15 protein-coding genes and 1 tRNA gene are annotated in these 13018 nt (G+C 63.0%); all 16 read left to right on the forward strand.

All coding sequences use genetic code 11. The features are described 5' to 3' along the window. Nucleotides 1-12: 12 nt before the first annotated feature. The 16 genes from AC25M7_RS14375 (at nt 13) to AC25M7_RS14450 (ending at nt 13016) form a co-directional block, all read left to right on the forward strand. Nucleotides 13-87: transfer RNA gene (locus AC25M7_RS14375), tRNA-Gln, on the forward strand. Between the two features lie 45 nt (nt 88-132). Then, nucleotides 133-1074, forward strand: coding sequence for a ribose-phosphate pyrophosphokinase (locus tag AC25M7_RS14380; RefSeq protein WP_016391678.1), 942 nt, complete (start codon nt 133-135; stop codon nt 1072-1074). A 123-nt stretch (nt 1075-1197) separates the two neighbouring features. Continuing rightward, a complete protein-coding gene (locus AC25M7_RS14385; protein WP_028691149.1) occupies nt 1198-1794 on the forward strand; it encodes a 50S ribosomal protein L25/general stress protein Ctc in 597 nt (198 codons plus the stop codon). A gap of 79 nt (nt 1795-1873) precedes the next feature. After that, nucleotides 1874-2458 (forward strand): aminoacyl-tRNA hydrolase, encoded by a 585-nt coding sequence (gene pth / locus AC25M7_RS14390; protein ID WP_023629555.1) that lies wholly within the window; start codon nt 1874-1876, stop codon nt 2456-2458. Nucleotides 2459-2481: 23 nt separating this feature from the next. Next, nucleotides 2482-3582 (forward strand): redox-regulated ATPase YchF, encoded by a 1101-nt coding sequence (gene ychF / locus AC25M7_RS14395; protein ID WP_028691150.1) that lies wholly within the window; start codon nt 2482-2484, stop codon nt 3580-3582. A gap of 504 nt (nt 3583-4086) precedes the next feature. Next, nucleotides 4087-4551, forward strand: coding sequence for a phage tail protein (locus tag AC25M7_RS14400; RefSeq protein ID WP_288521557.1), 465 nt, complete (start codon nt 4087-4089; stop codon nt 4549-4551). Between the two features lie 92 nt (nt 4552-4643). After that, nucleotides 4644-5759, forward strand: a complete 1116-nt coding sequence (locus tag AC25M7_RS14405; RefSeq protein WP_088852559.1) for a DUF2586 domain-containing protein — start codon at nt 4644-4646, stop codon at nt 5757-5759. 3 nt (nt 5760-5762) lie between these two features. Beyond that, nucleotides 5763-6212: a phage protein gene (locus AC25M7_RS14410; protein WP_046857144.1), complete on the forward strand. Its 450-nt coding sequence runs from the start codon at nt 5763-5765 to the stop codon at nt 6210-6212. Between the two features lie 2 nt (nt 6213-6214). Then, nucleotides 6215-6418 carry a TraR/DksA C4-type zinc finger protein gene (locus tag AC25M7_RS14415; protein WP_371877771.1) on the forward strand — a complete coding sequence of 68 codons (204 nt, stop codon included), beginning with the start codon at nt 6215-6217 and terminating at the stop codon, nt 6416-6418. Between the two features lie 56 nt (nt 6419-6474). After that, nucleotides 6475-6762, forward strand: a complete 288-nt coding sequence (locus AC25M7_RS14420; protein ID WP_050703720.1) for a putative phage tail assembly chaperone — start codon at nt 6475-6477, stop codon at nt 6760-6762. Between the two features lie 20 nt (nt 6763-6782). Next, nucleotides 6783-6929, forward strand: coding sequence for a DUF6890 family protein (locus AC25M7_RS14425; protein WP_371263118.1), 147 nt, complete (start codon nt 6783-6785; stop codon nt 6927-6929). Between the two features lie 6 nt (nt 6930-6935). Then, nucleotides 6936-9050, forward strand: a complete 2115-nt coding sequence (locus AC25M7_RS14430) for a phage tail tape measure protein (protein ID WP_062364659.1) — start codon at nt 6936-6938, stop codon at nt 9048-9050. Beyond that, complete coding sequence (locus tag AC25M7_RS14435; protein WP_062364661.1) at nt 9050-9367, forward strand: DUF2590 family protein; 318 nt, start codon at nt 9050-9052, stop codon at nt 9365-9367. The genes AC25M7_RS14430 and AC25M7_RS14435 overlap by 1 nt, the downstream gene beginning before the upstream one ends. After that, on the forward strand, nt 9364-10536 hold the full coding sequence (locus AC25M7_RS14440; RefSeq protein WP_486971170.1) for a baseplate J/gp47 family protein: 1173 nt from the start codon (nt 9364-9366) through the stop codon (nt 10534-10536). The genes AC25M7_RS14435 and AC25M7_RS14440 overlap by 4 nt, the downstream gene beginning before the upstream one ends. Beyond that, nucleotides 10533-11057 carry a phage tail protein gene (locus AC25M7_RS14445; RefSeq protein ID WP_486971171.1) on the forward strand — a complete coding sequence of 175 codons (525 nt, stop codon included), beginning with the start codon at nt 10533-10535 and terminating at the stop codon, nt 11055-11057. The genes AC25M7_RS14440 and AC25M7_RS14445 overlap by 4 nt, the downstream gene beginning before the upstream one ends. 9 nt (nt 11058-11066) lie before the next feature. Further along, nucleotides 11067-13016 (forward strand): phage tail protein, encoded by a 1950-nt coding sequence (locus AC25M7_RS14450; protein ID WP_486971172.1) that lies wholly within the window; start codon nt 11067-11069, stop codon nt 13014-13016. Nucleotides 13017-13018: the final 2 nt, after the last annotated feature.

The following is a 13018-nucleotide window of genomic DNA, read 5'->3' on the forward strand; positions in this document are numbered from 1 at the left end:
AGCAACAGATACAGGGGCGTCGCCAAGCGGTAAGGCAGCAGGTTTTGATCCTGCCATGCGTTGGTTCGAATCCAGCCGCCCCTGCCATTTCTTATACTCATCCAGGTTACCCTCAGCCTTCAGGTACTGCGCGTGTCCAAGATGATGGTCTTCACGGGGAATGCCAACCCCGATCTGGCTCGGCGTGTTGTACGTCAGCTGCATATTCCACTGGGTGATGTTTCTGTCGGTAAATTCTCCGATGGCGAAATCAGTGCTGAAATCAATGAAAATGTCCGCGGTAAAGACGTCTTCATCATTCAGCCCACCTGTGCTCCAACCAACGACAATCTGATGGAACTGGTCGTGATGGCAGATGCCTTCCGCCGCTCCTCAGCGTCGCGAATCACCGCCGTGATTCCCTACTTCGGATACGCCCGCCAGGACCGCCGTCCGCGTTCGGCACGTGTAGCCATCAGCGCCAAAGTCGTCGCTGACATGCTCACTGTCGTGGGTATCGACCGTGTACTCACCGTCGACCTGCACGCTGACCAGATCCAGGGTTTCTTCGATATCCCCGTCGACAACATCTACGGCTCGCCCGTACTGGTCGACGACATCGAAGACCAGCGTTTCGAGAACCTGATGATCGTTTCCCCGGACATCGGTGGTGTGGTGCGTGCTCGCGCCGTCGCCAAGTCCCTGGGTGTCGATCTCGGGATCATCGACAAGCGCCGCGAAAAGGCTAACCACTCCGAGGTGATGCACATCATCGGCGACGTCGAAGGACGCACCTGCATCCTGGTAGACGACATGGTCGACACCGCCGGTACCCTGTGCCATGCGGCCAAGGCCCTGAAAGAACACGGTGCCGCCAAGGTCTACGCCTACTGCACGCACCCTGTCCTGTCGGGCCGCGCGATCGAGAACATCGAGAAGTCGGTACTGGACGAGCTGGTGGTGACCAACACCGTGCCGCTGTCCGCCGCTGCTCAAGCCTGTGACCGTATCCGCCAGCTGGATATCGCACCGGTTGTTGCTGAAGCGGTACGCCGCATCAGCAACGAAGAATCGATCAGCGCGATGTTCCGCTAAACGGATCACTCGCTGACGAAAAGCGCCCCGCCCCAACACTGGTTGTTGGGGCGGGGCTTTTTTGCCATCCCCGTCTGGCGCTGGTCGCAAACGCCTTTCGGGAGGCTAATTTGGAGAAACAAAATGACTGACTTCATCCTGAACGCCCAAGCGCGTACTGACCTGGGGAAAGGTGCGAGCCGCCGCCTGCGTCACTCCGCCAGCATCCCTGCCGTTGTCTACGGTGGCAATAAAGAAGCCCAATCCCTGACCATCGTGGCCAAGGAAATTGCCAAGCTGTTCGAAAACGAAGCTGCCTTCAGCCACGTGATCGAACTGAACGTCGACGGCGCCAAGCAGAACGTCGTGGTCAAGGCCATGCAGCGTCACCCGGCCAAAGGCTTCATCATGCACGCCGACTTCGTTCGCGTCGTTGCTGGCCAGAAGCTGACCGCCAAGGTTCCAGTTCACTTCGTCGGTGAAGAAGCCCCGATCAAGAAAGGCGGCGAGATCTCGCACGTCGTTTCCGAGATCGAAGTGTCCTGCGAAGCCAAGGATCTGCCTGAGTTCATCGAAGTCGACCTGTCCAAGGCCGAAGTCGGCACCATCATCCACCTGTCGGACCTGAAAGCTCCGAAAGGCGTAGAGTTCGTTGCTCTGGCCCACGGTGATGACAAAGCTGTTGCCAACGTCCACGCCCCGCGCGTTGCCGCTGAAGCTGCTGAAGGCGCTGCCGAGTAATCCACTCGCACGCCGGCGTTGATCGGGTTACAGTGCCGCGCGCACCGTAACCCACCAACTCCAAGGAAGAGCCCCTGACGTGACCGCCATCCAGTTGATCGTCGGCCTGGGTAACCCCGGCCCCGAATACGAACAGACCCGGCATAACGCAGGGGCTCTTTTCGTTGAACGCCTCGCCAGCGCCCAGCGCGTTTCGCTGTCCGCTGACAAAAAGTATTTCGGCCTGACGGCTAAGTTCAGCCATCAGGGCAACGATGTTCGCCTGTTGATCCCCACCACCTACATGAACCGTAGCGGCCAGTCCGTGGCGGCTCTGGCCAATTTCTTCCGCATCAAGCCGGAAGCGATCCTGGTGGCCCACGACGAACTCGACCTGCCTCCCGGCGTCGCCAAGCTCAAGAGAGGCGGCGGCCACGGTGGGCACAACGGCCTGCGCGACATCATCGCGCAGCTCGGCAACCAGAACGACTTCCACCGCCTGCGGCTCGGCATCGGCCACCCGGGCGACGCCAAACTGGTCTCCAACTTCGTCCTGGGCCGGGCGCCACGCGCCGAGCAGGAGAAGCTCGACGCCAGCATCGATTTTGCCCTCGGCGTGATGCCCGACGTGCTGGCCGGCGACTTCGCCAAGGCCATGCGCGAACTGCACAGCCAGAAGGCCTGACACTTTACGAAAGGGGAATTCCCATGGGTTTCAATTGCGGCATCGTCGGCCTGCCCAACGTCGGCAAGTCCACCCTGTTCAACGCCCTGACCAAGTCCGGCATCGCGGCGGAGAACTTCCCCTTCTGCACCATCGAGCCGAACAGCGGCATCGTGCCGATGCCCGACGCGCGCCTCAACGCGCTGGCCGAGATCGTCAAGCCGAACCGCATCCTGCCGACCACCATGGAGTTCGTCGACATCGCCGGCCTGGTCGCCGGTGCCTCCAAGGGTGAAGGCCTGGGCAACAAGTTCCTCGCCAACATCCGCGAGACCGACGCTATCGCCCACGTGGTGCGCTGCTTCGAAGACGAGAACGTGATCCACGTCTCCAACAGCGTCGACCCCAAGCGCGACATCGAGATCATCGACCTCGAGCTGATCTTCGCCGATCTCGACAGCTGCGAGAAGCAATTGCAGAAGGTCGCCCGCAACGCCAAGGGCGGCGACAAGGAAGCTCTGGCTCAGAAGGCCATCCTCGAGCAGCTCATCCCCCACTTCACCGAAGGCAAGCCTGCGCGCAGCCTGATGAAGAACATGAGCGCCGAAGACAAGGCGGTGATCCGCGGCTTCCACCTGCTGACCAGCAAGCCGGTCATGTACATCGCCAACGTCGCCGAAGACGGCTTCGACAACAACCCGCACCTGGATGTGGTCAAGGCCATTGCCGAGGAAGAAGGCGCGGTGGTGGTGCCGGTGTGCAACAAGATCGAAGCCGAGATCGCCGAGCTGGACGACGGTGAAGAGAAAGACATGTTCCTCGAGGCCCTGGGCCTGGAAGAGCCTGGCCTGAACCGCGTGATCCGCGCCGGTTACGAGTTGCTCAACCTGCAGACCTACTTCACCGCAGGCGTGCAGGAAGTGCGTGCCTGGACCGTACGCGTGGGCGCTACCGCCCCACAGGCGGCCGGCGTGATCCACACCGACTTCGAGAAAGGCTTCATCCGCGCCGAAGTGGTGGCCTACGACGACTTCATCCAGTTCAAGGGTGAGGGCGGCGCCAAGGAAGCCGGCAAATGGCGCCTTGAAGGCAAGGACTACATCGTCAAGGACGGTGACGTGATGCATTTCCGCTTCAACGTCTGATACCCCGCTCCTGAAAAAACCCGCTGCGGCGGGTTTTTTTTCGCCTACAGAAAAGCCCTACAACCCGCGCCCGTAAAGACCGACATGCATATCGGCAAATTTGCATGCCTAAATATTTCCCAAAATGCATTGACTGCATATGCATTGATGCATAGCCTATCCCTCGAGCCGGACAGCAACCGGTTGTGACACAGGCAGCGATGAACAGGCCTCGACTGTTCAGAGGGTTGGCAACTGGCCCGGGTGTGCAGCGTAAAGCACCACGATCAGTTTTCCGGCGGGCAGACGGCCGCGGTCGGAGTCATCAATTTGAAGCGCAGCCGCATGGCGTCACCAGTCGTGGCCAGCGGTTCGACAACGCATTACTGAAAAGCCTGCACGGCGGGCTTTTTGGAATGCCGAGCATCACTTCGGCGGTTCACCGAACTCTGTGGGAGCGGGCAATCCCCCCACGTACTCAACGATGAATTTCCCAGCCACCTCTCCCTGTACGGAGGCCTCCCCATGAACCAGTTGAAAGCACTCACCACCTACCTGCTCGAACGCAAGCTGGTGCCTGCCGGGCAACTGCACGCCTGGTCCCAGCAGCTGGACCTGCAACTGGCCTGGACGCAAACCGAACTGGGCCTGCACATGGGCAACCTGCGCTACCGCGCCCTGTTCGACTTCGACGACTTCAGCGGTCATCCCGGGCGCCTGATGGCACTCGCCGGCAGCTGGCTGGAAACCAACGACCCCGGGCGTCACCTGTTCGCCCTGCCGGCGCCGACCCTCGCAGTCAAGCAGAAGGTCCCGGGCAGCGACCTGCTCGATGTGTCGCTGGTCCTGGAGTTCGTCGAGCCCCTTTACCTGACCGAGGACGCGGCCGGCGAGATCGAGGTCTTCGGCAAGACCTGGTCATTCCAACCCTATGACCTGTGGGTCGCCGAGCAAGGCGGAGTCGCCCTGCAGGCCAGTCCCCTCCCCTGACCCATTACCCGGGCTGCGATGCCCGCCCCGCCCGCGACCTGATCGACAGGTCCTGGCACAACCCTTCAATCACCCCGCTAACGAGGCAACCTATGGCACTCGGTAAAATCAGCGTGAACAATCTCAACCTCGGCCAGGGTGCCGTGACCGAGATCGAGCGCTACTTCCTCTTCATCGGCCCCGCCGCCAAGAACGTCGGCAAGCTGTTGACCCTGAACACGGACAGCGACCTGGACAATGAGCTGGGCGTGGCCGCCAGCGACCTGAAGACCCAACTGATCGCTGCCCGGGCCAACGGCGGCGACCGCTGGGCCTGCCTGGCCGCGCCAATCGGCGCTGAGGGCGACTGGGCGAGCGCCCTGGAGTATGCCCAGCAACACGGCTACTCGGTCGAGGGCATCGTCATCACCAAGCCGGCGACCGCCGGCGCGGAACTGCTGGCCATGCACACCGCCGCCGAACAGCTGAACGCCCGCTACGGCCGGCGCTCGTTCGTCCTGGCCGCGTCCGCCGGCATCCTGCCGACCGTGACCTGGTCGGACTACCTGCTCGAGCAGAAGGCGCTCACCGGCGATGTCGCCGCGCCACGCGTCGTGGTAGTGCCGCAGCTGCACGGCAACGACCTGGGCGTGCTCGCCGGGCGCCTGGCAAACGCTGCCTGGAGCATCGCCGATACCCCGATGCGCGTCGCCAGTGGCCCTGTCCTGGGCCTGGGCGCGGTGCCCGCGGACAAGGACGGCGTGCCACTGCCATCGGCGGTGCGCAGCGAGCTGGACAAGGCACGCTTCTCCGTCTCGCAGACCTACCCGGACTACGAGGGCGTGTACTGGGGCGATGCCAACATGCTCGACACCGCCGCCAGCGACTTCCAGGTCCTGGAATACCTGCGCCTGGCCGACAAGGCAGCCCGCCAGGTCCGCCCGCTGCTGATCCGCCGCATCGGCGACCGCCGCCTGAACAACAGCCCCGCCAGCATGGCCGCCAACACCAGCGCGCTGATGGCGCCGCTGCGACGGATGGCCAAGGCGGTGAAATTCGCCGGCGAAGTGTTCCCCGGCGAAATCCAGCCGCCGCGCGACGGCGACCTGGTCATCGTCTGGAAAAGCCACACCCAGGTGGAAGTGTTCATCCGCATCCGCCCGCACAACTGCCCCAAGGACATCACCGCGAACATCGCGCTGGACCTTTCCCAGGACAACCAGGAGTAACCCATGGCCAAGATCAGTGGCTTGAACTTCGACATCAACGTGGGCGACCTGAAGATCCACGTTGAGAGCGCAACCCTCGACATCACCGACAACAGCGCCGTGGCGCACACCAAGGGCGTGCCGGACGGCTGGGTCGCCGGCGACGTGGCCGCCAGCGGCGAGCTGGAGGTGGATACCAGCAACTTCAACCTGATCATCGAAGCCGCCGCCAAGGCCGGCAGCTTCCGTCAGCTGGGAACCTTCGACCAGCTGTTCTATGCCAAGACCCCCACCGACGAGATCCGCGTCGAGGCCTTCGGCTGCCGCTTCAAGATCTCCAGCCTGCTCAACATCGACGCCAAGGGCGGCGAGAAGACCAAGCACAAGCTGCCGTTCGACGTCACCAGCCCGGACTTCATCCACGTCAACGGCGTGCCGTACCTGTCCTTCGCCGAGGTCGAGGGGCTGAGCTGACGGTGTGCCCATTCGACCGCGCCCAGGCCCTGGAACAGCTCAGGCGTGATCTGGCGATCGCCGCCGTCCGTGGCCGACGCGTGGCGACTGGGCCCAGCCTTACCCACTGCACGGACTGCGGCGACGAGATCGCCGAGGCGCGCCGCGCCCTGGGCGGCATGCGCCGCTGCATTCCCTGCCAACAGCTTCACGAGCGCGACCGCTGAACACAGCGCCCGCCACGTTCTTTTCCATTCCCGTATTCCAATGGAGTAGTACCCCCATGACCCAACGCACCGAAATCACCCTGGAAGTCGGCGACCTGTCCCTGGACTTCGCCATCGATCCGGCGCTGATGACCAAGTACATCAACGCCCTGACCCCCTCCAACAAGGTCGCCCCGGCCAACAACCTGCTGGTCACCGCCGTGAAGCCCGAGCATAAGGACCAGCTCAAGCCGCTGCTGGCCAACCCGATGACCGTGATCCAGCTGGCCGGTGCCCTGGTCGAGGAGTACGCCCCGACCGTGGAAGTCACCGTAAAAAAGCGCTCGGCCACGCAGAGCGACTGACCGAGGACGGCCTGGGCCAGCTGCTGGCCCTGGCCGAACGCTGGCTGCCCGGTGCCCCGTCCACGCCCGAGAACCTGGGCACGGCCAAGTGGCTGGAGGACGAGCACTGGCGGCGAATGGAAATCGCCATCGCCAACGGCATCGCCCGTGCATTCAATGGAGGCTGACATCCCATGAGCGCGAACAACGCAATCAGCCGGCTGGATTTCATCCTGTCGCTGACCGACAAAGTCACCGCGCCGCTGGCGAGGATGACCCAAGGGTTCAACAATCTGACCGAAAAAAGCCAGGCCGCCATCAAGCAGATCAGCGAGGGCACGCAGAAGCTGCAAAGCTCCGCCAGCGGCTTCGGCACCTTCCTTGAACCCGCCCTGGAAATGAACCGTGCCCTTGGGGATGTACGCTCGCTCGGCGTGGCCGAGGACGCCTTGGAGGCCCTGAACAAGAAAGCCCTGATGTTCTCCATCGCCTATGGTGAGAACGCCCGCGACTTCGTCGCCTCGGCGTACAAGATCGAGGGCGCGATCAAAGGTCTGTCCGGCTCCCAACTGGCCACGTTCACCTACGCCAGCAGCGTGCTGGCCAAGGCCACCAAGTCCGACCAGGGCGTGATGGCCGAGTATGTCGGCACGATGTACAACCTGCAGAAGCAGCAGGCCGACGCCATGGGCAAGGGCCAGTGGGTCAAGATCCTGGGCGGGCAGACCGCCCTGGCGGTCCAGCTGTTCCGCACCAGCGGCGAACAGATGAAGGATGGCTTCAAGGAGGCCGGCGCCCAGGCCTCCGCCGCCGGCATCGGTCTGGCCGAGCAGATGGCCGTGATCGGCAGCCTGTCCGGCAGCATGGACGGCAGCGCGGCCGGCGGGCTTTACAAGGCCTTCTTCGAGAACATCGAGGACGCCTCGGACAAGCTCGGCATGAAGTTCACCGACACCAATGGCAAGGTCCTGCCGATGCTGGACATCCTGGCCAAGCTGCAGGGCAAGTTCGGCGACCTGCGCGGTGCGGCGGCCAACGCCAAGATCACCGAGGCCTTCGGCGGTGAGGCGGCCCAGCTCATCGGCGCCCTGGCCCAGGACACCGACCGCCTGAAGAACGGCATCGACAAACTCGGCCAGGTACGCGGCCTGGAACAGGCCGAACAGATGGCCAAGGCCATGGTCGACCCCTGGCAGCAGTTCGGGGCCGCGGTAAAAGGACTGCGCATCGCCTTCGGCCAGGCGCTGATTCCCATTCTGCAACCGCTGATGACACGCCTGGTCGAGATCGCCCAGACCCTGGTCCGCTGGATCAAGCTGTTTCCCAACATCACCCAGGTGATCGCCATCGCCACCCTGGCGATCCTTGGCACCAGCGCCGCGCTGACCGCGCTTGCAGTCCTGAGCGGACTGGCCCGGATCGCCATGCTGGGGGCACAGGCCGCCTGGGCCCTGCTCAACATGACCGGTTTGAAGAGCATCTTCATGTTCCTCCGGCACGCCTTGGTGCTGTCGATCTTCCTGACAAGCCTGATCGCCATGTACGCCTGGATGGGGATCGTGAGGCTCGCCACCCTTGCCTGGCAAGGCGCACTCTGGCTGGTGAACGCCGCACTCCTGGCCAACCCGATCATCCTCATCATCGCGGGCATCATCGCGTTGGTCGCTGCCGTGGTCCTGGTCATTGCCTACTGGGACGAGCTCAAGGCCGCGTTCCTGGACAGTGCCGCCTTCCAGTGGGTCAGCGCACAGCTGGACGCACTGAGCAAGTGGTTCACCGACATGGGGGGCTGGACCGGCATGGCCAAGGCGGCCTGGGACGGCATCGTCAAGGTCTTCCGCAACTCGCTCGGATTGGTGATCGAGTGGTTGAACAAGATCCCGGGCGTCAACATCGAGACCTCCTTCGCCGATCTGCCGGAAGCACCCAAGGTGCCAGGACTTGCCAGTCAGGTCGCGCCGATCGGCGTGCTGCCCATGAGCAACACGCAACCACTGCTCAAGACCCTGATGCAGGTGCCACCTGCGGCCCCGCACACGGCGTCGATGGCACCCGCTGCCCTCGCCCCCAGCATGGCCAGCGCGCCGGTCGAGCAACTCGAGCAGCAGCGCCAGCGCATGACCCAGACCGCACTCAACCTCTCGCCGGCCAGCCCGACGAGCGTTCCCCAGGGAGGCCTGATGACCCAGATCCAGAACACCACCCAGGCGCAGGACCGGCGCATGCATGTCGAGAAGGTGGAGATCAACACCAGCAAGGCCATGAACCCGCTGGAGCTGGAACAGATGATGGCAATGGCGGTGGGCTGATGAGTGACTACATCGACCTGCTGATCCACGACAACGACCTGGTCCTGGACCCTTCCCACCAACCGAGGCTGATCGAGGACCGGGCCAGCATCGCCCAGGATATCGCCCACATGATCCGCGACAGCGGCCTGCTGGTGACCCTGGTGGCCGAGCGCAGCCGCCAGCGCCAGGCCGACTGCATCCTGCAACTGGAGCTGCTGGTGGAGGACGACGAGCGCCTGCTGCCGGGTACGGCCCGCGTCCTGGAAGAGCATCCGGGCCGCTACCTGGTCACGGCGAAAACCCTGAAATTCGGTGATATCGAGGTATACCTGTGAGCGACTTGGACTTTCGCAAGGTGCTGGCCGACGCCGGCATTCCCACCACTGAGGCGGCCCTGCACCAGGCCTGGGAGGCCGAAGTGGCCGCCCAGGGCAGCAAGCTCAGCAACACCAGCGCCTACTCGCCGTTCTGGCGCGTGGTGACGGCGCTGGTGACCAAGCCGGTGCTGTGGCTGGTCGGTTTCATCAGCGACACCGTGCTGCCCAACTTCTTCGTCAAGACGGCCAGCGGTGCCTGGCTGGACAGCCTGGCCTGGGCGGTGAACGTCGAGCGCAAGGGCGCGACCAAGGCCCAGGGCCAACTGTTGTTCACCCGTGAAAACAGCGCCGGCGAGCTGCTGATGCGCGCCGGCGTCGTGGTGCAATCCGCCGCGATCAACGGCCACGTCTACCAGCTGGTGACGGTCGAGGATGCGCTGTTCCCCGACGGCCGCCTGCAACAGTCGGTCAAGGTCCAGGCGCAGCAGGTCGGCAGCGGCTACAACCTGGCGCCCGGCTACTACGCCATCCTGCCCGAGCCGGTGCCGGGGATCGTCCAGGTGGTCAACGACGACGGCTGGATGACCTCGCCCGGGGCCGACCCCGAGCCCGACGACCAACTGCGCCTGCGCACCCGCAACCAGTTCAGCGCGGTCAACCAGTGGCACACCGACGCGGTCTACCGCGCCATGATCGCCGCCTTCCCGGGGGTGCGCCCCGATGGCGTGTACTTCCTCCACGATGCGCCACGTGGTCCGGGCAGCGCCAACGCCTACGTGCTGTTCGACGCCGACGTGCCGGCACAGGCGTACCTGGAGCAGATCAACGCCCACGTGCGCGACCAAGGCAACCACGGCCACGGCGACGACCTGCTGGTGATGGTCATGCCCGAGACCCGGCACGACATCGCGTTGACGGTCTGGCCGCGGGCGAACCTGACGGCGAAGCGGCGCGAAGAGTTGCAGCAGGGCATCACCCAGTTCATTCGCGCGGCGTTTCGCGAAAGCACGGCCAGCGACTATCACCCGACACTGACCTACCCACAGTCGCGGTTCTCCTTCAGCCGCCTGGCTGAGGAACTGCACCAGGCCTTCGCCGATATCGAGTCGCTGCATTTCGCCAACGAGGACATCGTCTCGCAACTGAGCATCGCACGCATCGCCAACCTGCGGGTGGACCTGGTATGAGCCCGTTGAAACTGCCGTTCTGGCTCGCCGGCACCGAACTGACCAAGCTCAAGGACGCTGCCCAGGCCTGGTGGGCCAGGGTGACCGAGTGGCTGCGCTGGCCGCTGCTGCAGATGGACGCCGAGACCTGCCACCTCACCGTGCTGGACCTGCTCGCCTGGCAGCGGGACATCACCCGCTTCAAGGACGAACCGGAACGCCTGTACCGGCTGCGGGTGAAGTTCGCCTTCATCAACGCGGTCGATGCCGGCAGCACCGCAGGGCTCAAGCGCATCCTGCGCCGGCTCGGCGTGGGCTATGTCGAGATTGACGAACGCCTGGCCAGCCGCGACTGGGACGTGGTCCTGCTGCGCCTTTCCGACTCGCAGTTGTCGGAGAACCCCGAGCTGCTGCGGGTACTGATCCAGCAGTACGGCCGGACCTGTCGCCGCTACGACTTCGTCAGCATCACCCCCGTCACCCTGCGCATTGCCGCAGCCCAATTCAACGACGACCAGCAGACGCTGGTCGCCACGCTTTAGGAGTCCGCCGTGGCCAGAATCACTTTCGCGGGCGAAAGCCTGATCGCCCAGAAGCAGGGGGCCAAAGAAGTCCTGCAGATCACCCGCTTCATCTACGCCCATGTGCCCGGGCTCGACCCGAACACGCCAATCGACCGCGCCGCGACCAAACCGCCGGCCAGCCAGATCGTGCACAGCTACGACATCCCGGCGGGCAACAGCGGCTACGTGAACCCCAACCAGGTCGTCTACAGCTCGATGCTGGGCAGCGACATCGGCGACTTCGACTGGAACTGGATGGGCCTGGAAAGCGCCGAGGGCGTGCTGTTCGCCGTGGCCTACCTGCCGTTGCAGCAGAAACGGCGCAATATCCCGCCGCTGCAGATCGGCAACAACGTCACCCGCAACATCCTGGTGGAGTACAGCGGAGCCCGGGAGCTGACCGGCATCACCATCGATGCCAGCACCTGGCAGCATGACTTTACCGTGCGCCTGAAAGGCATCGACGAGCGCGAGCGCCTGAGCAACCGCGACGTGTATGGGCGAGCGTGCTTCTTTGGTGATGGTTTGCAAGTAGAAAAGGTTGGCACCGACTATAAAGTCAAACCTGGACTGGCTTATATCGAAGGGATTCGGATTCACAGCCCTTCACCCGTAACTGTACCCGGCAGCACCGTACCGACCTCTATCTGGATAGACGTGGTGCTGGAACGGAAATTGAACGACGTTGTGGCGCGTTGTAGTTTCAGTAGTGGGGTTACAAAAGCTGACTACACCGACAACCTAGGCGCCCAGCATTACTGCATCGCTTTGGCGGAAGTGACAGCACAAGGCATTCATGACCGTCGTCCAGTTGAAGCGATCACCAGCTCATTGGTGGAACACTTCGCCAGCCGAACCTGGGTGAATAGCGGACTGGCCAAGAAAGCCAACACTGGTACCACGCTAAGTAGCTACGGCATTACCGATGCGCTCCCCAACCTGAACCCACTCCCTTTGGGAAGCTATGACCTACACGGAGCCGACTATGCGTTCGTCTCGGCCAAGGTCGAACCACACCTGTGTCAGAACTGCTATTGGAATGGCATCAACTGGTTGCGGCACGACATCAACAAGCCTGCCGTCGTACTGCTTGCAAGCGCTGGGAAAGTCTTGGTCAAACGGGTCGAAGCCGGGGCTAACCCCATTCTCTGGACAGCCACCTACGAGGTGAGAGATAGCAGTAACACCTACAGCTCAGCCGACATCGATCAATTGCTTGCAGCAGTCAATCAGGCCACGAGCAAAAAGGCTGACAAAGCAACGTCCCTGAGTGGATATGGCATCACTGACGCACTGCCCAATCTAAACCCGCTACCAGGCGGCAGCTATGACCTTCACGGTACCAATTATGCATTCGTGTCTGCCCAGCTCGAATCGCACTTGTGCCAAAACTGCTACTGGAATGGTACCCAGTGGATGCGGCACGACACCACACGCCCTGCGGTTGCACTTGTAGCGGGTAACGGTGGTTTGCGTGTACAGCATGTTCCACCTGGCCCAAATCCCATTGTCTTTACTTCCGCTGCGCAAGTGGTCGACACCGAAAGGCGAGCGACCACACAAAGCGCGGGGATCGCACCAATAGCCACGCTGGAACAGCTAGACGCTGGGGTAGACGACAGCTTGATCGTTCCCCCTCAAAAGCTACGGTGGGGCTTTTCCATCAGCCTATCGGCAAATGGCTACATAGCCTTTCCGCGGTGGTTGGGCGGGCTGGTCGTTCAATGGGGCAATGCCTACATCTCGGAGAACAACACGCAGTTCCTTTTCCCGATCGCCTTCCCCAACAACTGCTTCGTCCTGAATGTTGGGACAGGCGAGAACACGACTGGGGTGGCAGAGGTGATGAACATCAAGCCCGGTTCGCTCAGCAAAACCGGCTTCATCGGACTGGCCACCGCCACTTCGACCTACCCCTATATCGCGATCGGTCACTGAGG

It is taken from the genome of Pseudomonas sp. P106(2024) (assembly GCF_057480815.1).